This is a genomic window from Bradyrhizobium lablabi (genome assembly GCF_001440475.1).
In the GTDB taxonomy this organism is placed as follows: domain Bacteria; phylum Pseudomonadota; class Alphaproteobacteria; order Rhizobiales; family Xanthobacteraceae; genus Bradyrhizobium; species Bradyrhizobium lablabi.
The window spans coordinates 54,157-72,499 of the sequence record NZ_LLYB01000053.1 but is presented as its reverse complement, the minus strand read 5'-3'; the positions used below and the strand labels follow the sequence as shown (position 1 = coordinate 72,499).

Annotated in this window: 21 protein-coding genes and 1 riboswitch; of the genes, 17 read left to right on the top strand and 4 right to left on the bottom strand. The window is 59.6% G+C overall.

Translation table 11 applies throughout. The features are described 5' to 3' along the window. The first annotated feature begins 200 nt into the window (after positions 1-200). The 14 genes from CQ14_RS09210 (at position 201) to CQ14_RS09145 (ending at position 12,502) form a co-directional block, all read left to right on the top strand. Positions 201-410, top strand: coding sequence for a Flp family type IVb pilin (locus tag CQ14_RS09210; protein WP_057857588.1), 210 nt, complete (start codon positions 201-203; stop codon positions 408-410). Positions 411-508: 98 nt separating this feature from the next. Continuing rightward, positions 509-1,015: an A24 family peptidase gene (locus tag CQ14_RS09205; RefSeq protein ID WP_057857587.1), complete on the top strand. Its 507-nt coding sequence runs from the start codon at positions 509-511 to the stop codon at positions 1,013-1,015. Between the two features lies 1 nt (position 1,016). Continuing rightward, positions 1,017-1,976, top strand: a complete 960-nt coding sequence (gene cpaB, locus CQ14_RS09200) for a Flp pilus assembly protein CpaB (RefSeq protein WP_057857586.1) — start codon at positions 1,017-1,019, stop codon at positions 1,974-1,976. Further along, entirely contained in the window at positions 1,976-3,178 is a 1,203-nt protein-coding gene (locus CQ14_RS09195; protein WP_057857585.1) for a CpaE/TadZ family protein, read from the top strand. Before cpaB ends, CQ14_RS09195 begins: the two co-directional genes overlap by 1 nt. Continuing rightward, complete coding sequence (locus CQ14_RS09190; RefSeq protein WP_057857584.1) at positions 3,175-4,551, top strand: TadA family conjugal transfer-associated ATPase; 1,377 nt, start codon at positions 3,175-3,177, stop codon at positions 4,549-4,551. Before CQ14_RS09195 ends, CQ14_RS09190 begins: the two co-directional genes overlap by 4 nt. Next, positions 4,548-5,480: a type II secretion system F family protein gene (locus CQ14_RS09185; RefSeq protein ID WP_057857583.1), complete on the top strand. Its 933-nt coding sequence runs from the start codon at positions 4,548-4,550 to the stop codon at positions 5,478-5,480. Before CQ14_RS09190 ends, CQ14_RS09185 begins: the two co-directional genes overlap by 4 nt. Then, complete coding sequence (locus CQ14_RS09180) at positions 5,477-6,385, top strand: type II secretion system F family protein (RefSeq protein ID WP_057857582.1); 909 nt, start codon at positions 5,477-5,479, stop codon at positions 6,383-6,385. Before CQ14_RS09185 ends, CQ14_RS09180 begins: the two co-directional genes overlap by 4 nt. Before the next feature lie 2 nt (positions 6,386-6,387). Then, a complete protein-coding gene (locus CQ14_RS09175) occupies positions 6,388-7,035 on the top strand; it encodes a methyltransferase family protein (protein ID WP_057857581.1) in 648 nt (215 codons plus the stop codon). A 6-nt stretch (positions 7,036-7,041) separates the two neighbouring features. Further along, entirely contained in the window at positions 7,042-7,560 is a 519-nt protein-coding gene (locus CQ14_RS09170; protein WP_245320271.1) for a hypothetical protein, read from the top strand. A gap of 8 nt (positions 7,561-7,568) precedes the next feature. After that, the gene (locus CQ14_RS09165) at positions 7,569-8,936 is read left to right on the top strand and encodes a pilus assembly protein TadG-related protein (RefSeq protein ID WP_057857579.1); all 1,368 of its coding nucleotides are present in this window, start codon (positions 7,569-7,571) and stop codon (positions 8,934-8,936) included. Next, positions 8,936-9,346: a TadE family protein gene (locus CQ14_RS09160; protein WP_245320270.1), complete on the top strand. Its 411-nt coding sequence runs from the start codon at positions 8,936-8,938 to the stop codon at positions 9,344-9,346. The genes CQ14_RS09165 and CQ14_RS09160 overlap by 1 nt, the downstream gene beginning before the upstream one ends. A gap of 462 nt (positions 9,347-9,808) precedes the next feature. Further along, a complete protein-coding gene (locus CQ14_RS09155; protein ID WP_057857577.1) occupies positions 9,809-11,470 on the top strand; it encodes a type II and III secretion system protein family protein in 1,662 nt (553 codons plus the stop codon). A 15-nt stretch (positions 11,471-11,485) separates the two neighbouring features. Further along, on the top strand, positions 11,486-11,878 hold the full coding sequence (locus CQ14_RS09150) for a hypothetical protein (protein ID WP_057857576.1): 393 nt from the start codon (positions 11,486-11,488) through the stop codon (positions 11,876-11,878). 87 nt (positions 11,879-11,965) lie between these two features. Beyond that, positions 11,966-12,502 (top strand): tetratricopeptide repeat protein, encoded by a 537-nt coding sequence (locus tag CQ14_RS09145; RefSeq protein ID WP_057857575.1) that lies wholly within the window; start codon positions 11,966-11,968, stop codon positions 12,500-12,502. 33 nt (positions 12,503-12,535) lie between these two features. Here CQ14_RS09145 and CQ14_RS42070 read toward each other — a convergent pair whose 3' ends face one another. The 4 genes from CQ14_RS42070 to CQ14_RS43430 form a co-directional block, all read right to left on the bottom strand. Further along, positions 12,536-13,474, bottom strand: a complete 939-nt coding sequence (locus tag CQ14_RS42070; RefSeq protein ID WP_057857574.1) for a hypothetical protein — start codon at positions 13,472-13,474, stop codon at positions 12,536-12,538. A gap of 307 nt (positions 13,475-13,781) precedes the next feature. Further along, the coding region (gene bluB / locus CQ14_RS09135; protein ID WP_347337127.1) for a 5,6-dimethylbenzimidazole synthase at positions 13,782-14,396 on the bottom strand (615 nt) is incomplete at its 3' end. After that, positions 14,396-15,724 (bottom strand): cobyrinic acid a,c-diamide synthase CobB, encoded by a 1,329-nt coding sequence (locus tag CQ14_RS09130; protein ID WP_057857573.1) that lies wholly within the window; start codon positions 15,722-15,724, stop codon positions 14,396-14,398. The genes bluB and CQ14_RS09130, both read right to left, overlap by 1 nt. Positions 15,725-15,799: 75 nt before the next feature. Then, entirely contained in the window at positions 15,800-15,907 is a 108-nt protein-coding gene (locus CQ14_RS43430) for a nicotinate-nucleotide--dimethylbenzimidazole phosphoribosyltransferase (RefSeq protein WP_245320269.1), read from the bottom strand. Between the two features lie 131 nt (positions 15,908-16,038). Further along, a riboswitch (cobalamin riboswitch) is annotated at positions 16,039-16,228 on the top strand. A 107-nt stretch (positions 16,229-16,335) separates the two neighbouring features. Between CQ14_RS43430 and CQ14_RS09125 the strand changes: the two genes are divergently transcribed. The 3 genes from CQ14_RS09125 to cobW are packed head-to-tail and all read left to right on the top strand — an operon-like array spanning position 16,336 to position 18,337. Beyond that, a complete protein-coding gene (locus CQ14_RS09125; RefSeq protein ID WP_156434804.1) occupies positions 16,336-16,791 on the top strand; it encodes a DUF1636 domain-containing protein in 456 nt (151 codons plus the stop codon). Continuing rightward, positions 16,788-17,306 (top strand): bifunctional adenosylcobinamide kinase/adenosylcobinamide-phosphate guanylyltransferase, encoded by a 519-nt coding sequence (cobU, locus tag CQ14_RS09120; RefSeq protein ID WP_057857572.1) that lies wholly within the window; start codon positions 16,788-16,790, stop codon positions 17,304-17,306. The genes CQ14_RS09125 and cobU overlap by 4 nt, the downstream gene beginning before the upstream one ends. A 17-nt stretch (positions 17,307-17,323) precedes the next feature. Beyond that, positions 17,324-18,337, top strand: coding sequence for a cobalamin biosynthesis protein CobW (cobW, locus tag CQ14_RS09115; RefSeq protein WP_057857571.1), 1,014 nt, complete (start codon positions 17,324-17,326; stop codon positions 18,335-18,337). The last annotated feature ends 6 nt before the right edge of the window (positions 18,338-18,343 follow it).

The window sequence follows — 18,343 nt, the reverse complement described above, 5'->3', positions numbered from 1 at the left end:
CGTTAACGAAACGGCGGAGTACCTCGGAATTTCCGCGCGCTCGCTCCGTGTAACTACGGAAAAGCGCTGCCACAGCAAGTGACAGCTTTTTGGCCCGATACTAAGCTGGGAAAAGTTGGCAACGGGTTTTATCTACCAACGCTCCGGCAATTCTCTGCCAACGGTTCTGCAAATTCATCGTGAAAGAAGGGATTTCTCCAATGTTGAAATACTACGTCAAGACCACGGATGCCCTGAAGCGTCTGCGCACGGACCAGGACGGCGTGGTGTCGTTCGAGTACATCATCGTGGCGGTTTGTATCATTGGCGCAGTGTCAGCGGTGTTCGGTGTTGGAGCTGGTGGTGCGATCGGGCAGTCGCTGACTGCCGGGATCACCGCTATCACCAATGCTTTCACTGCGGCGGTTTGATACGGCCAACTGACGCCCGAGGGGGGCAATCCAAGGTGCCCCCCTCTTGAAAGTGTGCCCCACTTTTTCGAGTGCCTTCTTTCTGAGGCGTACATTTCATGAACTGGATTGCTTCCACAGCCTCGATTCTGGAAATCCTACTGTTGCTATATGTCGCGACGATCGATGTCGCGACGCGAGTGATCCGAAATAAAATTTGTCTGGTGCTGGCACTCCTCGGGATCGCTGGTCAATTGGCCAGCCCGATGCAAGTTGCCGAGTCGCTGATGGCAGCCGCGATCCTCTTTCTCCTTCTGTTTGTTCTATACGCGCGCGGAGGAATTGGCGGCGGCGACGTCAAATTGCTGACTGCCTTGGCGATCGGTTTTCCGCTGACGGGCGTGATCGAGTTGCTGACCGTCACCGGGCTGACTGGCGGCGTCCTTGCCCTGGTGCATCTCATGATGCGCCATCTACCATATCCCAACCTGGCGCCAGCGGGATCGTCAATGGCACGTCGCGTGTACGCGATAGAGCGCTGGCGCCATTTGCGACGCGCACCGCTACCTTACGGGGTGGCCATAGCGTGCGGCGGTATCTGGACCATCTTCAGCAAAGGATTTTGACATGTCGTCCGCGTTGCGCCTCTCGATCATCCTGGTGCTGTTGCTTGCAACCACCGCGTTCGGGCTGATTGCCTATAACATGAACCTGCCGAAACAGGTCCCGGTCCCGGTAGTAGAGCTTAAGGAGCAGGGGCCGACGCCTCCTTCGACTGTCGGATATTTTGTTGCGGCACGTCCGCTATCGAAAGGTACATTGGCTCGCGAAGATGATTTCACGGTTCGCTCGGTGCCGCCTGAACGTGTTCCAGCAGGAGCGATTCTTGAGACGCCCGACTCGAAGGTCGGACTTCCCGGCTCGCTGGTTCGCAAGTTCGTCGACGCTGGCAGTCCGATCACTTTACAGGACGTATTGCGACCGCGAGATCGGGGTTTCCTGGCCAGCGTCCTGGCACCGGATAGCCGCGCCATCAGCATCAAGGTGGACGAGGAGTCTGGCGTCTCGGGCCTGATCAGGCCAGGTGATCACGTTGATGTCTTACTGACCCACGTGTTCGAGAAGGCAGATCCCGCGCGTCGGGCCTTGAGCGAAACCGTTCTGAGCAACGTTCGAGTCATTGCGATTGACCAGGAGATTGTGCAAGGCGGGCGAGCTGTCAGCTCGATGGCCGGCAAGCAAGCGCAAGCCGTGTCGCTGGAGCTTACGTCAGAGCAGGTCAAGAAGATCACAGTCGCAAAGCAGATTGGAACGCTCTCCCTGGCCGTGCGGGCAGCAGTCGATGGTTGGGATACAGCGGACACTGGCGCCATCTCCAGCTGCGATGTGTCGCCGGAACTTGCTCGCCAGAATGCAGTCGCCGGCCGGACCGCATCGGTAGTCGTCCATTCTGGTGGTCAGACCAAGCAGTACTCAGTCAGGAAACAAGACTCGGACTTCGGCGACGCCATCTTTAGTTGCGATGGGTCGGAAGTTTCGCGCCGAGGTGCGACGATGGTGGCAGGCAAGTCGCTGGAGAAACGTTGATGAGCGTTAACATTGCAGTCGTCAGTTCGCCTGAAGAAGCTACATCTGTCGTAGCGCGCAACCGAGTCGTCTGTTTTGTAAATGACGAGCTCAGTGCTGCGGCTCTGCGCAAGGGCCTCGAAGGTAGCAACGTATCGATCAGGCGTGGCACGATCCGTAATGCCATACGGATGCTCGAAACCGACACCGAATTATTGGCGTTGGTTACGGACATCAGCGGAATCGATGATCCATTTGCCGAACTGGAGAGGTTGGCCGGCGTCTGCCCACCCGACGTCCGGGTAGCTCTGATCGGTGAGAGCAGGGAGATCACCTTCTACCGTCAGCTTATGGACCTCGGCTTGACCGAGTACCTGCCGAGGCCGATCACGCGGGACATGGTGCTGGACCAGCTGCGCCCGAAGCTGCTTGGCGACGTGGCGCCGGGGCCGACCGACCGTGGCGGGCATGTGATCTCGATCTGCGGCGCGCAGGGCGGTGCCGGCGCAACGAGTATCGCCATCAATCTCGCGCTGCAGCTGGCCGAGACCACCAAGGCCAAGGTCGCGCTGCTCGACCTTCATCTGCAGGGCGGCGAAACAGCTGTCATGTTGGGTGTTCAGCCCGGGCCAGGTCTACGTATCGCGCTGGAAAACCCGATGCGCGCGGACACGTTATTCCTGGAGCGCGCCGCAATTGAAGTCAACGAGCGCGTCTGCCTGATTTCCGCCGATGAAGAGCTGGATGCGCAGCTCGACATCACCGAGGCGGGCGTGAGGCACGTGCTGGGTCTGCTACGCCAACGGTTCAATTACATCGTTGTCGATGTACCGGTGCCGTTTCCGCCATCGATCCATCCGGTGATCACTCTTTCTCGTCACGTGCTGGTGCTGCTGGAAGCCGAGGTGACCGGACTTCGCAATGCCCATGCACTGCGCACCGCCGTCACCAACATTGCCGGCAAGGATCGGGTCTTTACTTTGCTCAACCGTGCCAATCGCCCCGGCGGCCTACCCAGGGCCGCGGTTGTCAAGGCCTTGGGGGCAGAACCGGACATGGTGGTACCCGATCTCGGGAAAGGGATGACCCAGGCGGTCAATCTCGGAATTCCAGCGCTCACGCACGTATCGGGTTTGCGACGTCACCTCGCCCCGATCGTACGGGAGATCACGGGGCTCGGCGCCGAGCGGAAGGGACGGCTCAGGAGGCTGCTCGGATTATGAAGACCTTTGGTAGGCGCGACGACGACACGCCAGCTCGTTTGCCTGCATTGACGCCATTGCCTGCGTCGACGCAGAGCGTGCCTGCTTCTGCGCCCAGGCACGAACCTTCACCCCAGCGGCCCATGATATCAGCGTCGCTCCGCGAGCGCGTCATCGAGCTGATTGAGCCATCGGTGGCCGCGACTGTTTCGCGCGATGTCCTTCGGCGGCAGATTGAGGAGATCATCCATGGAATCGCCAACGAGGAACGGCTCGAGCTGTCAGGTCGCGAGCAGCTTCAGCTAGCGGATGAAATTGCGGACGACATGACCGGCTACGGGCCTCTGCGTCCGCTTCTGCTCGATCAATCGATCAACGACATCATGATCAACGGACCGAGTAACATCTATGTCGAGCGAAGTGGCAAGCTGGAGCGAATCGCGGTGCGATTCCGCGACAATGATCACATCGCATCGGTGGCGCAGAAGATTGCTGCGCAAGTTGGGAGGCGTGTTGACGAATCCAGTCCGATGGTAGATTGCCGCTTGCCGGACGGCAGCCGGGTCAACATCATTTTTCCGCCGCTAGCGATCCATAGCCCCTGCATTTCGATCCGAAAATTTCCAAGCCGCCGTTTGGATATCGCAGGGATGATCGAAAACGGGTCAATGACCGCAGCCATCGGACAATTGCTGGAGATTGCCGCCCGGTCTCGGCTCAACGTTCTGGTCTCTGGCGGCACCGGGTCCGGCAAGACGACGCTGCTGAACGCCATGAGTCAATTCATCGATCACAGCGAGCGCATCGTCACCATCGAGGATGCCGCGGAGTTGCAGCTTCAGCAGCCCCACGTGATCAGCCTGGAGACCCGGCCGCCCAGCCTCGAAGGCACAGGGCAGGTGACGCAACGCGATCTTCTATGGAATGCCCTGCGCATGCGTCCTGACCGGATCGTCGTGGGTGAGGTGCGCGGCGCCGAAGCATTTGACATGCTGCAAGCAATGAATACCGGCCATGATGGCTCGATCTCCACGGTCCATGCCAATAGCGCCCGCGATGCCCTGACCCGCATCGAGAACATGGTGCAGATGGGACAGGTCAATCTGCCGTCGCGGGCCATTCGAGCTCAGATCGTCGCTGCGCTGGATCTCATCGTGCAAGTCGAGCGCATGCGGGATGGGCAGCGCCGCATTGTCCAAATTAGCGAGGTGATGGGGCTGGAAGGAGATGTGATCACCACAAATGACATCGCAGCCTTCGAGTACCAGGAGGACGATGTGCATGGGCGGATATCCGGCACCTACAGTTCCACGAACGCCCTCCCGAAGTTCAAGAGCCGTCTTGTCTATTTTGGGCTTGATCGTGCCTGGGCCGAAGCCATGAGGCAAATATGATACCGGAGTTCGTGATCGTCACTGTTCTGGCGCTTGCGATGTGCGCGGCGGTCAATTCGTTGTGGCTCGACGGTCGAGAGCGACGCATGCAGCGCCAGCTGACGGTAGCTCTACCAGCCTCGCATCCGGTCAATCTGCCATCTATTCGGCGGGCGGAGACCGGCTCCCGGTCTCTGTTTCTCCATCGCTTGGCCAATTACAGGCCCGAGATGGTTCACGCCTGGCATCCGGCGTATGCGCTGGTTGCCGCCGCGATCACGGTGGCGGCAATCTTCCTTGCCAATCACCTGCTGAGATTTCCCACCCTTTACGTGTCTGTCGCGGCTGCAATTGCCGCCATAGTGGTCGTGCGAGTTCTGTTTGGATGGCAACAACGTCGCTTCGCCAGTCAACTTTTTCGACAGCTGCCCGACGCGATCCAGCTGGTGACGAGTACGGTTCGATCTGGTCTGCCTGTGCACGAGGCATTTCGCACGATCGCGCGCGAGATGCCGCAACCAACTGCCGGGCAGTTTGCGATCGTATGCAACGAAGTAAATCTGGGAAGACCTCCGGAGGAAGCCGTCGAAGCCGTCTATCGGCGAACGCAAGTGGCAGAGTATGCAATGTTTGCGGTGACGCTTGCCGTTCAGTTGAAGTCAGGCGGCAGCTTGGCCGAAACCTTGCAGACGCTGGGCGACACTGTGAGTCAGCGTGTTGCCCTGGCTGCTCGCGCCAAGGCGCTGGCAGGAGAAGTGATCTTTTCCTCACGAGCACTTACGATCTCCCCCTTGATTGCGGGCGCGTTGCTATACGCAGCCAATCCGAAAAATGTTGATTTATTGTTCTCTGATCCGACTGGAAACAAGCTCCTGGCTTACGCGGTAGCGTCAGTGCTTATCGGGCACCTGGTGATCAGTTGGATGGTCAGACGGGAAACAGAGCTATGACTTTTGGCCTCAGTCTGGTGGCTCTCACAGTCGTAGCCGGGACGGTGACCTGCTTGTTGGTCATCCGTGAAATACATGTCCGTGCATTGGATACGCGGGTATCAAATGCCGTGATGGGGCTCCCTTACCGGTCAGCGCCGTTCCAAGACATGACCAGTTGGTTTTCGTGGCTCGGCACGCGGTATCGGCGCTTCTACGCCGAGGAGAATCTGGAACAGCTACGAACGATCCTTCACTCATCAGGTTTCAATCATCATCGAACCTTGCCGATCTGGATCGGTATCAAAGTTGTCAGCACGTTCTTGTTCCCGGTCATTGCGCTGCTTCTGGCGCAGCTTTCGGGAAGGGGGCCTGCCGACGTGCTGGTCTTCGGGCTCATTGGCGTGGTGATCGGAATTATGGGGCCGCGATTGATTCTGTCGGTGCTGAAACGGCGTTTTGATGCGGCCATTCGTCTAGGCACACCGAATATGATCGATCTGCTGGTTGTGTGCAGCGAAGCCGGAATGGGCATGGAGAGCGGGCTGGCACGTGTGGCGGAAGAAATGAAGCAGTCCAATCCCGCCATGGCCTGGGTGTTGCGTCGACTTCTTGATGATCTCAGGATATTGCCAAATCGCGTCGACGCATTCGAGAATTTGGCATCAACCTCGGATGGGCTTCGCCGGTTCGGCACCATGATCAGCCAGAGCCTGCAGTATGGGACGCCGTTGAGCCAGGCGCTACGCAGTATCGCTGTCGACCTGCGGCGAGAACGTATTACCAAGCTCGAAGAAAGAGCACACAAGTTAGGCGCCAAGCTGACCATTCCGATGGTGCTGTTCCTGCTTCCAGCCATGTTCATCATCATGGGAGGAAGTCCCGTTCTGCATCTTATTCGTTCGTTCGCTAGCTTCGGTAAGTAGCCATGAGCACGATCGCCCTGTCGAAAAACTGTTCTTACGATCGGATCATGCGGCTGTTTGGCAGCATGTGGTTCTTTTTGCTGGCGCTTTGCGTGGCCATCAAAATTGGGGCATCGCCTGCCGATTCCTGGCCATCGCTTCTGTCGGGCTTTTGTCTCGGCATTTTCTACATGCTCCTGGCGCTGTTGATCATGACGCGCGCTCCGGCAAAGGCGCATGCAGATGGCCTGCTTCCGAGAATAGCTGCGTTCGTCGGCAGCTATCTGCCATGGTCGATCAGCTTCCTGGGCAGAACAGACGAAACGCTGCCAAACCTGGCATCGACAGCTTGCGTGCTGGTCGGCACGATCATGATGCTGGTCACCATCCGACATCTAGGTCGGTCATTCAGTTTGGTGCCACAGGCGCGTTCGGTGGTGCAGACCGGTCCGTATCGGTGGATCAAGCACCCGCTCTACCTCGCAGAAGAAATCGTGGTCCTGGGCGTCGTGCTGCAATACCTCACACCGGTTACGGTGATCGTACTGGTCCTCCATGTGTGCATCCAGATATGCCGAATTCTTTACGAGGAAGACCTGCTTCGGCGCAATTTCCCTGAGTATTCCAGCTACGAAGCATCGCGTTGGCGAGTGGTCCCTTATGTTTGGTGAGCGGCTATGCGTGGCCGAATTGTCATAGACATGGTTCAAATCGCTACTGCCCGGACGCCGCGATCGGAAGTGGTCGGTATCGGTCGAGGCAGGCTGGCGTGCCCTGGAGATACGTTCATCGCGGATCAGCGCGGCGCTGTCGCGTTTGAAACAATAATCGTTTACATATTCTTGGTGGCTTCCCTGCTCATGCCGCTCGCCGACGTAGCCGCCGCAGGTTTCCGGTTTATCTCCGCGTGGACGGCGCTGCGCTCGTTCGGGCAGTATATCCAATATAAAAATCCAACCGACCCTGCGAACCCAGGAACCTGGATATCAGGGCTTCAGAAGACGGTCGCAGGGCATACCATCAGCAACATCCAGGTCATGTGCGGAACAACTGTCTGCAACTCAGGCAACCTTACCGCGACTCCCAAGTACTTTACTTTTTCGACAACTGTCACTTTGGCCCCGATTGTATTGACGTCGGTGCTGTGCCCGAACAGCTGTACGTACACGTTGCCTTACTCTGAACGCTTCCAGTAGGTGTTTCCATGCGTAATCTGCTCCGTTCCAGACGAGGCTCAGCCGCATTCGCGACAGTCATCGCACTCGTGCCGCTCATCGGCGTGGTCGCGCTCGGGGCCGAGGCCGGATCGTGGTACGTTACCAGGCAGCACGCGCAGAACGCCGCTGACTCCGCCGCCTACTCGGGCGCCTTGCAGCTTGCATGCAGCATTGCCGGTGTCTGCAATACATCTTTAGTGGCTGCTAGCGGCAAGCAATTCGCGGCGCAGAACGCGTTCTGTAACCTCGGCGACACCAGCTATCCGGGCTCGAACTGTGTGAGCCTCCCGAGCGGAATCTCGCAGGCCGTGCAGATCGATATCGGCGATTATGCGGGCGCGTTCACAACGCCGGCTGCAGGAAGCGGCAACGCCGTTCGCGCCAGGGTCAGCCAGCAACAGCCCGCCTACTTGGCCGCAGTGCTGGGCCTGACCACCGTCAACATTCCCGCCCAGGCCATTGCTGTGGTCCAGCAGCCGAGCAAGGTCTGCGCCTTGGCGCTTGGACCAGATCCGAACGCCGGTGGTGGGGCGCTTAAAATTGCGGGTAACGTCAGCAACAACGGAACCGGTTGCCCAATAATGTCGGACGCTAGTGTCCAATTTGCCAGCACAGCAACTTTCAACGGTAGCGGATGGGCCGTCTTGGGTGCAACTGGCTGCAGTCCAGCCGGCACCTGCGCCAATCCCGGCGTAACGCACAACTATTTTATGCCGTACGCATACAATCCGCTTAGCAAATTGGACAGCCAATCGTTCAACAGCAGGACTGGCCCGTCAACAAAACCATGTGGTGGCAATGTTACCAATGGCGTCACATGTGCGCTGAGCCCGAACAGCGCTGGCGGCGTTTACAGCGACCTGAAGGTGAACGGCGGAGGCACCTTAGATTTTGCCCCCGGAACGTACTTTTTCTACAAAGCAACGATAACTTTTGCCGGTAACGTCAAATGCACCGCTTGCACACCGTGGCCGCCTGCGGGCACAGGTCTGGGTGTGACGCTCATATTGCTCGGGGATTCGAGCATGTCCATCGCTGCCGGCGCTACAGTTGATCTGTCCGCGCCTTCTACCAACACTTTCTCTTCTGATCTGAACGGGGTCCTGATTGATGATCAGGCACCGAACAAGAGCAGCAATCAAGTTACAATCAATGGCGGTACGGTTAAACTAGGTGGTGCGATGTATTTCCCGCACGTCGACGTTACGTTCAACGGATCGACTCAAAGCGCCAATACGACCTGTTCACAAGTGATCGCCAAAACACTCACCATGGGCGGTGGTGGCTTCCTGAGCACGGATGGATGTAATCCGGCCACCGTCCCTTACACGCAAGTCGTCGTTTTGGTGCAATGATGAGAAAGCTCGACAATCGAGGTGCTGCGGCCTTCGAGCTTATCCTCGTCTTCGTGCCGCTTTTCACACTCATCTTCGCCATCTTCGACCTCGGACGCTATGCGATCACGATGCAGTCCTTGCGAACGCTCGCGGGCGCCGGCGCCCGGGCGGTCATGATTCAGTGCTACACGCCCGAAGTAGTGAAAAATCAGTCGCCGTCCGGCTGCACCAACGATCCCATGTCCGCTACCGACAAGCAGAACGCGGCGCCGTTCCTGTATCGCGGCGGTCTCGCGCCGACGTTGACCGTGGCGTCCGGCGGCAACAATTTGACGGTCACAGCTTCTCAAGCCGGCTTCGTCATGCTGATGCCGATATGGGGCACAGCACTCAATGCGCCGAGCGCCTCCACAACCATCCCCTTCTAATCGGGCCTCGTTCTGGCGTGCGTGCGGTAAGCGCTGGAGTTTGGCCCGACTTGAAGGATGTGTACCGCGTCGGTCAGGGAACGTTTGGCGGGCTAGTTGTCGAGCGCAGAGAGGTAGGAAATTAGGGGCGGCGCAATGCACGAAAGCGGGCATAGCAGTGGTGTCTCGGCAACATTTAAAAGTTTTCTCCGTTGTTGCACAGACGGATAGAGGTCTCTTCTTGCTAACGATGCAGATGAGGGGATGATGATTCAGTGACGCATTCGCGGCGAACACTTGGCCTGTGTGAGGCGATGCTGAGTTTGCGCGCGAGACCGGTATGCGTAACGACAAGGAATTCGAACGTAACGATTTGTATTGGAACTGCTTGTAAGCTCTACGACCTGGTGTGCGGGGAGAGTTTTAGGACGCCGAGGCCGTAAATTTACGGGGACGGAAGTGGATCGCGGCGAGGGGAATCGAATGAGGGGCGGTCGCGTTTTTGGTGGCGCGCGAGGGAGGCTTTTCGTCTCGGGCGCAATAGTTCTTGCCGCTGTGCTTGGCTTGTTTGATTCTGCTGATCATGCGGGGGCCGCAGAGCGGCGGAGTTCCGGCGGCGGCGTCTTCGTCAGCGAAATGAACGATGTCCAGCGCGTCAAGGTCACCGTCAACAAGTCGCGCACCTTCAGGGTCGATACGCCTTTTTCAACGATTGTCGCAGGCTCGCCCGACATCGTTGACGTGAAGTCCTTGAGCGATCACCTGATCTACATCCAAGGCAAGCAGACCGGCACCACCAACGTCATCCTGTTCGATTCCTCGATGAAGCAGATCGGCATCCTCGATGTCGAGGTCGCGATCGATACCGGAAATCTTCAGCAGAACATCCGGACCAGCACCGGCATGCGGGGAATTCGCGTCTCGGCCTCCGAGGGGCAGGTGGTGCTGAGTGGAACCGCGACCGACGCGGTTGCGGCGGAGCGGGCGATGGCGATCGCCACCAGCACCGTTGCGAAAGGGGGCGTCGTCGTCAACGCGATGAGCGTCGCGGCGCCGCAACAGGTGATGCTGGAAGTGCGCTTCCTCGAGGTCAATCGGGACGCCGGCCGCAACCTCGGTGTGAACCTGTACGCTGCCAATGCCAATGGGACCAATGTCGGGAATACGGGACTTGGCAATTTGAACACTGCGGCGGGCCGAACACCGATTGGTGGTATTAATACGGTCCAAAGCCCCCTTGGCAATGCTGGCGGTACGCCTGTTGGTGCTTCTCCTACCGGTAGCCTTCCGCTACTCGGAACTGTGGGAACGCTCCTCGGTACCGCGGGCGGTGTAGCTCCTGTCCCGTTCGGAAGTTTGTTGACCAGCATCGTTCGAACGGCCAGCGGCGGGTCCGTGGACTTGCTGATCACTGCATTGGAAACCAAAGGATTGGTTCGCCGGCTGGCGGAACCGAACTTGGTCGCGCTTTCGGGCGATGCGGCGCGCTTCCTGGCAGGCGGCGAATTTCCAGTGCCGATTCCAACCACGAGTGCAGCCGGTTTCCCCACCATTTCTATCGAGTACAAGAAGTTCGGCGTTGAGCTGGCCTTCGTGCCCACCGTTCTCTCGCGCGGCGTAATCAACCTCCGGGTTGAACCGTCGGTCAGTGAGCTTGATTTCGCCAATGCGGTGACGATTGCGGGGACGACAGTTCCAGCGTTGACCCGCCGCGACGCGCGGACCACGGTTGAATTGCGCGATGGTCAGAGCTTTGCCGTCGCCGGTTTGCTGCAGACTCGCAATCGGCAGGAGGTCTCGCAATTGCCCTGGATCGGTTCGGTGCCGGTGCTCGGAACGCTGTTTCGCAGTTCGTCCTACCAGCAGCAGGAAACCGATCTCGTCATTATCGTCACGCCGCGCCTCGTTGCGCCGGCGGCCCCAGGCCAGACGCTGGCGTCGCCGCTCGACTCGCGGCTGCCGGCCAATGATGTCGACTTCTTCCTCAATGGCCAGATGGAAGTGCGCAAGCGCTACAACGACTACGTCAATTCCGGTGGCGAGCTTAAGGGACCCTACGGTCACATCATCGCGCCAGAGGTCACCGCGACGATTCCGGTACCGGCCCCCGCTGCAGACCAGCCGGTCGTGAAAACGCTCAACTGAGAAAGGAAGCGAGAGATGACCATCAGGTATCTGGCTCTGTTCGCACCCATCCTGCTCGGGGGCTGTTACGGACTGTACGGTCATGACGAGGTGGACCGCTACTTCCAGCGTTCCGACACCATCACGATGAGCGCCGGTGATGCCAAGCAGGTCAATGCCGTCACCCATACAATCCATCCGTGGCCGCGAAACGTCGGTGATCGCAGGATCGCATACGACGCTCGGCGCGTGGGCGCCGCCGTGACGCGCTATGGCAACACGAAACAGCCGGTGGATCAGCTTCCCGACATTGGCGATGCGACGAAACAGATGGGCGTGCGGACTGCCCCAACCCAGAACGTCAACATAGAAGGATTGGGCGCCGGATCGACTGGTGGAGTATCAGTGCCGGTTGGTGGCAGAGAGTAGGTAATTTGGTTTTGGTAAGTAGAATTAGCAGTGATTTTTTACGAACGGCGCAGTGAGTCTGCTGGACCGCGCGGGGGACGAAGGTTTATGCGGCGTCTGATTTTAGTGCTGGCCTGCTGCTGCTTGGGGATAGTCCTTGGCGGGTGCGATTACACGTTGAGAGAGGCCGCAATCGTGGCGCCGGTGGATCCGCCGGGCGGCGACCCCGTACAGGAACCGACCGACGTCAAGTATTATCCTTCCGACGAGCCCGTGCGCCTGGGGCTGGAGCATTTCAATCGCGGCGCCTACGGAATCGCTAATCGCTATTTCAGGGATGCTGTCGAGAAATCGCCGAAGGACGTCACGGCCTGGATCGGGCTCGCGGCGAGCTATGATCGGATACGTCGCTTTGATCTCGCCGATCAGGCCTATGCGCAGGCGATCCGGCTGGGGGGCGAAACCGTTCAAGTTCTCAATGATCAGGGATATTCGTACATGCTGCGCGGCAATCTGAATGCGGCGCGGCGAAAGTTCGAGAAGGCTTATTCGCTCGATCCGACCAACCCGGTCATTGCCAATAACCTTGAGCTTCTCAATGGCAGCCGACGGTTCATCGAAAGGCCGCCGAATAATCAGCCATAAAGCCGACCTGTCTTTTTTAGAAGACCAGACGATCTAATACGGCGGCAATACCGCATCGGCCTTTTGACTGTCTCGCTTAACGATGATGATCGCCCCGTTTCGGATGGCGAATCGAGCGCCGACTAATTTGGGCACCTTTTCCGTTAGCGATGATGGCAGAGGGATTGTTCCTCCCGCGACGGGATCGCCGACGTTGATGGCCGGTGTCGCCTGGCCCGCATATGGCGCCGGCTTGATGTATTCACGGATCAACTGAACTTCCTCGCGCGAAAACGTGAGCGGCGCCTGTTGTGGCAGACTTTGCAACAAGGCTTTGCCCTTGTCGGCGGCGGCCTTGATCTCCGCCTCCCTGGCTTTCTCCGCCTGATCAAACTTTGCCAGCCGTTCCCTTGAGGAAAGCAATTCGCGTTGCAGCGAGGCAATCTCGGCTTTCAGGGATTTGATCTGCGTGAGTGCCACCACGGCGCCGGCGCAGATCGTGATGACGAGCAGGGTCAGGAGCGCAAAGGTTCCGCCGCCAATCCCCGCGGCTCTGCGCCGAGCCGTTGTACCCGGTGCATCCCGCACCAGATGACCGCGCCAGATGCCGCCCAGCCGCTCGAGCCTTGCGGCGATTGCCTTGAGGATGCGGCGTGAAGTGTCTCGCGTAGGTGGTCGGAACCCGAAGCCGGAACTCCGCGTCAGAAAAGCAGGTGCGTCCGCGGCGCGATCGGGAATGCAAGGCGCGTTACCGGCTTCCAGCGCGCTCAAAAGCGAACGGCCGGCATCAGTGATTTGTAGTTCCTGACTTTCCAGGACCACCAGACCGGACTGAACGATGTCGATATCGCCAAGCGGCGAGAGCTCTTCCGTCGCTTGGGCCTGATCTTCGTTCGCGACAAGGATTGCAACTTCGCGCGTGACTTCCTCGAGTGTCGCACGCCCGTCGGGGCGTTGAGCCAGCACCGTCAGGATAGCCAACTTGAAGTGCATGCTAGCCCTCGCCATCCGCGAAGCGGCTGAGTCCGGCCTTCGGCAGCGTTCAACAATTCCGCCGCCGTGGAGTCGAGCGTATCATGCAACATCGAGATTCGCGATTGCCGACGCATTTTGCCGCAGTTGGAGGAAGCTGCGGCAGGCTCCGTCTTAATGCAGAGATTCGCTTTTGACGGTGTAAATTGAAGGTCGCTACGGTCGCGATTACCCTTTCATCGTGTAATGACGGCCCGTCCCGCGGCCGTGCGATNCCTGCCAGCCATGCCTGACGAGTTCTGGATCGATGTGTTCTTCCTGCGGCCANCCCGACACACAGGTAGGCCATGAATTTCCAGTTCTCGGGAACCTGCAGGACTTTTGCAACATGCGCCGGGTCAAGGATTGAAACCCAGCCTACGCCAAGCCCAACAGACCGAGCCGCAAGCCAGAACGTCGCGAGCATGGCGGCGACCGAATATTCGAGCGTCAGCGGCATGGTACGGCGCCCGAGATTGGCCCCTTGATTTGTGCTCTGATCGCAGAACACGGCAAACTGCACGGGCGCAAGCTGCAGCCCTTCCAGTTTAAGCCGTGCGTAAGCGATTGCGCGGTCCGCTTCATAGGAAGCAAGCGCCTCCGCGTTGCAACGCGCGAAGTCCTCTCGGATTTTGTCTCTTGCGTCTTTGCTTTCGACGTTCACCCATCTCCAGGGCTGGCTGTTGCCGACGGAGGGTGCAAGTTGCACGAGATCCAGCAAGGCATCGATCGTCTCTGCCTTGACCGTGTCAGCGCGGAAGCGTCTCACGTCGCGACGCCACGCGACAAGCTGCGCAAATTGTGCCCGGAATCGTTCATCGAAAACCGGCGGCGTCGACGTCGAAAGGTTTGAACCGGCGAGCGGCTCGCGGCTTGCCGTGCTTTGCTGGTCGGGGTCGGGCATCAGGTTTCCGCGATGATGTGAAAGAAGCTGCCGGTCACGCGGCCACGGCGGCTTCCCGTGGGCGCGAAATCGCTGCCGTAAGCGTCGGTGACAAAGGCGAACGGCTCGTCCGAGCCATGAGCCGTGATCTCCGCATAGTGGAATTCGTGTCCCTTCAGCGTCTTTCCGAGGGGACCGAGGCACCCGGAGGCTGCAAGGCGCGCTTGCCTGTAACCGAGATGCATTTTCGGTTTGAAAAAGCTCGTTTGAACGCCGAGAAGTCCGGCCATCGGATAGGTCTTTCCCGCCGCGTCGGTCAGGGTCTCACCCAGGATCATGTAGCCGCCGCATTCGCCATGAACGGGCTTGATCGCCGCGAAATGTCGCAGCCCCTCGAGAAAACGGCTCGCCGAGGCAATTTGCGCGGCGTGAAGCTCCGGATATCCGCCCGGCAGCCAGCAAATATCGCAGTCAGCTGGCGGAGGCTCATCAGCAAGCGGAGAGAATGTTCGTATTTCCGCGCCGCTGTTGCGCCAGCCATCCAGGATATGACGATATGTAAAAGAAAACGCCTTGTCGTGAGCGATCGCGATGCGCTGTCCCGGTGGCTGCAGTGCTGTTGCGTGTGGGCCCGCCTGCGAGGCAAGAAATGCTTCCGCGCATCCGAAGAGGGCGTCCATCTGCACGTGTTGCGCCACGAACTCCGCCATTGCGTCCAGTTTGCTTTCCAGCTCCGGCGTTTCAGCGGCCTGTACCAAACCCAAATGGCGCTCCGGCAGCGCCATGCCGTTGGATTTTGGCAGGCTGCCCAGGATGGGAATTGCAAGTCTGGAAATTCCATCGCTTACCAGCCGAAGATGCCTTTCACTGGCAACGCGGTTCAGAACGATGCCCGCGATCTTCACCCGTTCATCAAAGGTCATAAAGCCCTTCGCGATGGCGCCCGCAGATTGCGATTGCGCACTGACATCGAGCACCAGCACCACGGGAAGGCCGAGCGCAGAGGCCACGTCCGCGGATGAGCCGCTGCGACCGGGTTGAACGGGAACGCCATCGAACAAGCCCATGGACGCTTCGCAGATCAGCAGATCGCTGTCCTTCGCAGCTTCGGCTGCAAGCTGTGCGATCAGACCAGGTTTCATCGCCCAGCTATCGAGATTGACGCCAGGCTGGCCGCAAGCGGCACCATGAAAGGCCGCATCGATATAGTCCGGCCCGCATTTGGCGCCGGCCACGCGAATTCCACGTCTTCGGTAAGCCCGAAGAAGTCCGATCGTCAAAGTAGTTTTGCCGCTGCCGGATCGGGGAGCAGCAATCATGAGACCGCGTGGGGGAGGGGCAGCTATCATTCTACGCGCCGGTTGCCGAGCGCAAAATCACGTGCGCGACGCTGCTTGCGACGGACGAATATGCCTGCGCCAAGGTCACAGATCCAATCTCCTCGATGTCGTGCCGAGTTGCACAGCGAGATCCTCGATTTGCCCCAACGATCGCGGCGGCTTCGCCTTGCGATCGATCCGTCCGCGAAACACATCCGCAAGTACTTGATTTTACTTTGGAAAGTTTCAGCGGTGGCATGGACATCAGGTTCTTTCTTGTCAATGCGGTACCTGACGCAACTCGGCTGATCGGTCAACCGCCGTTGACCGGAGCATCTTCGGCGGTTAGCGTCATCGGCGATGGTCCTTCCGCCAGGAAGGTGAAAAGGGAAGCCGGTGCGATAACCTCAACGCCGGCGCTGCCCCCGCAACTGTAAGCGACGAGCCCGCGCCGGTGCCACTGGGATTTCCCGGGAAGGCGGCTACGGGCAGTGACTCGCGAGCCAGGAGACCTGCCATCACGAACTGTGCTTTGGAGGCGTCTGGGCGGGGTGCACCGGACGGGAGCGAGCCCGACGGCGCCGTTTGCCGTCGCGCGCGACCCAACAAAGCTCGCGGCCGCAAGGCCATGATACGAGCAAATGATGGATCGCGACAGCGCTACTCAACCCGCTGGTCAAGCCTTGATCGAACAGCCGCAGGCCAACCTGCCTGACAGGCCCGTCGTCGTGAGTGTTTGCATTACCTGCAAGACTGCGGACGGCGGTGCTGTGGTCGGCCCGGAGATGTACGCGGCTGTGCAGGCTGCGATCGGAAAAGACGGCGCCAACGTTGCCGTCCGCCCGGTGCAATGCCTCAGCGTTTGCAAGCGCCCGGCGACGGTGGCGGTCACGAGTCCCGACGGATACACATTCTTGTTTGGCGATCTGCAGACCGAAAGCGGCACTGCGGCGCTGGTATCCTTCGTGCAATCCTACCAAAAATCCGATTTCGGTCTGGTCCCCTGGCGGGAACGTGCAGAGGTGCTGCGAAAGGGCATGGTGGCACGGGTACCTCCCATCCGTTGGTCACCGGACGACGGACGCGCACCGAAATGACGGATCTGGCGACGACTTTGGTGCTGGGTGGCGCCCGCTCCGGCAAATCTGCGTTTGCGGAATCGCTTGTAAGCGACAGCACGCTGGCGAAGGTTTATATCGCGACGGCTACCGCCGGCGACGAGGAGATGAAGAGCCGGATTGCGTTGCACCGCGCCCGGCGCGGCGAGGGCTGGATCACCATTGAAGAGCCGCTGGCGCTGGTCGACGCGTTGACGCGCGAAGCCGGCCGCAATCGCGTCGTGCTGGTGGACTGTCTCACCTTGTGGCTGTCGAATCTAATGTTCGCCGGGCGCGATCGAGACGTCGAAGCCCGCCGTTTGACGCAATTTCTGGACGTCGCAAAGCATCCCGTCGTTCTTGTCTCGAACGAAGTCGGTCTTGGGCTGGTGCCGGAAACACCGCTCGGCCGCGCGTTTCGCGATGCGCAGGGGCGACTGAACCAGGTGGTCGCCGCAACCGTTCCGCAAGTTGTGTTCATGGCAGCCGGACTTCCGCTCTGGCTCAAGCGCTAATCTCAAGGAGAATGAATATGTCGCGTGTTCCGGTTACGGTGCTGACTGGGTTTCTTGGCGCTGGCAAGACCACCTTGCTGCGCTCGCTGCTGACCCAGGCGGATGGACGCCGCATCGCCGTCGTCGTCAATGAATTCGGCGACGCTGGTTTCGACGGCGGCCTCGTGGAAGAATGCGCAGCGAACGCCTGCGCGCCGGGTGACGTCATCGAACTTACCAATGGCTGCATCTGCTGCACGGTGGCGGATGACTTCATTCCGACAATGGAGCTGCTGTTGGGGCGCGACAAGCCGCTCGATGCCATTGTCATCGAGACTTCAGGGCTGGCGTTGCCGCAACCCTTGCTGAAGGCATTCGCATGGCCGGCGGTGAAAACGCGCGCCACGGTTGACGGTGTCGTTACCGTCGTCGATGCGCTGGCGCTGTCGGAAGGTCGGGTTGCGCTCGATGAGGACGCGGTCGCAGACCAGCGCGCCGCGGATGACTCGATCGATCATGACGACCCGATCGAGGAGGTGTTTGAAGATCAACTGGCTTGTGCCGATCTTGTCGTGCTCTCGAAGAGCGACCTGGTGTCATCAGTGGCGCTTGCCGATATTGAAACACGGTTGAAGGCTGCGCTCCGCCCGGGAGTCAATGTCGTGCGTTCGACCGGCACATTGGCACCCGCGGTGTTGATCGGAATGAACGCCGGGGCCGAGGAGGACATGGCGCCCCGCGCCGGCCATCACGGCGAGGATGAAGAACACGATCACGATGATTTCGACAGCATCGTCGTCAAGCCGTCGGTCGCCCTCAGCGTCGACGAGGTGCGTGGTCGGATCAGCGACGCGCTCGGTCTCGAAGGCGTGTTGCGCGTCAAGGGCCATGCGCGGGTCTCGGACAAGGTCGCGCCCGTGGTGGTGCAGGCTGTCGGGAGCCGTGTCGATCTGGTGTTCGGCCGACCGGACGCGAAGCAGGCCGAGCGTCTCGTCGTGATCGGGCTCAAGGGATTTGACGGGACCGCCGTGCGGCGGGCGTTGGTGGAGTAGTCCGCG

What these genes read in the sequence shown, in the direction of transcription:
- CQ14_RS09210 (WP_057857588.1), top strand. Translation starts at nt 201, where the DNA reads ATGTTGAAATACTACGTCAAGACCACGGATGCCCTGAAGCGTCTGCGC.
- CQ14_RS09205 (WP_057857587.1), top strand. Translation starts at nt 509, where the DNA reads ATGAACTGGATTGCTTCCACAGCCTCGATTCTGGAAATCCTACTGTTG.
- cpaB (WP_057857586.1), top strand. Translation starts at nt 1,017, where the DNA reads ATGTCGTCCGCGTTGCGCCTCTCGATCATCCTGGTGCTGTTGCTTGCA.
- CQ14_RS09195 (WP_057857585.1), top strand. Translation starts at nt 1,976, where the DNA reads ATGAGCGTTAACATTGCAGTCGTCAGTTCGCCTGAAGAAGCTACATCT.
- CQ14_RS09190 (WP_057857584.1), top strand. Translation starts at nt 3,175, where the DNA reads ATGAAGACCTTTGGTAGGCGCGACGACGACACGCCAGCTCGTTTGCCT.
- CQ14_RS09185 (WP_057857583.1), top strand. Translation starts at nt 4,548, where the DNA reads ATGATACCGGAGTTCGTGATCGTCACTGTTCTGGCGCTTGCGATGTGC.
- CQ14_RS09180 (WP_057857582.1), top strand. Translation starts at nt 5,477, where the DNA reads ATGACTTTTGGCCTCAGTCTGGTGGCTCTCACAGTCGTAGCCGGGACG.
- CQ14_RS09175 (WP_057857581.1), top strand. Translation starts at nt 6,388, where the DNA reads ATGAGCACGATCGCCCTGTCGAAAAACTGTTCTTACGATCGGATCATG.
- CQ14_RS09170 (WP_245320271.1), top strand. Translation starts at nt 7,042, where the DNA reads ATGCGTGGCCGAATTGTCATAGACATGGTTCAAATCGCTACTGCCCGG.
- CQ14_RS09165 (WP_057857579.1), top strand. Translation starts at nt 7,569, where the DNA reads ATGCGTAATCTGCTCCGTTCCAGACGAGGCTCAGCCGCATTCGCGACA.
- CQ14_RS09160 (WP_245320270.1), top strand. Translation starts at nt 8,936, where the DNA reads ATGAGAAAGCTCGACAATCGAGGTGCTGCGGCCTTCGAGCTTATCCTC.
- CQ14_RS09155 (WP_057857577.1), top strand. Translation starts at nt 9,809, where the DNA reads ATGAGGGGCGGTCGCGTTTTTGGTGGCGCGCGAGGGAGGCTTTTCGTC.
- CQ14_RS09150 (WP_057857576.1), top strand. Translation starts at nt 11,486, where the DNA reads ATGACCATCAGGTATCTGGCTCTGTTCGCACCCATCCTGCTCGGGGGC.
- CQ14_RS09145 (WP_057857575.1), top strand. Translation starts at nt 11,966, where the DNA reads ATGCGGCGTCTGATTTTAGTGCTGGCCTGCTGCTGCTTGGGGATAGTC.
- CQ14_RS42070 (WP_057857574.1), bottom strand. Translation starts at nt 13,474, where the DNA reads ATGCACTTCAAGTTGGCTATCCTGACGGTGCTGGCTCAACGCCCCGAC.
- CQ14_RS09130 (WP_057857573.1), bottom strand. Translation starts at nt 15,724, where the DNA reads ATGATAGCTGCCCCTCCCCCACGCGGTCTCATGATTGCTGCTCCCCGA.
- CQ14_RS09125 (WP_156434804.1), top strand. Translation starts at nt 16,336, where the DNA reads ATGATGGATCGCGACAGCGCTACTCAACCCGCTGGTCAAGCCTTGATC.
- cobU (WP_057857572.1), top strand. Translation starts at nt 16,788, where the DNA reads ATGACGGATCTGGCGACGACTTTGGTGCTGGGTGGCGCCCGCTCCGGC.
- cobW (WP_057857571.1), top strand. Translation starts at nt 17,324, where the DNA reads ATGTCGCGTGTTCCGGTTACGGTGCTGACTGGGTTTCTTGGCGCTGGC.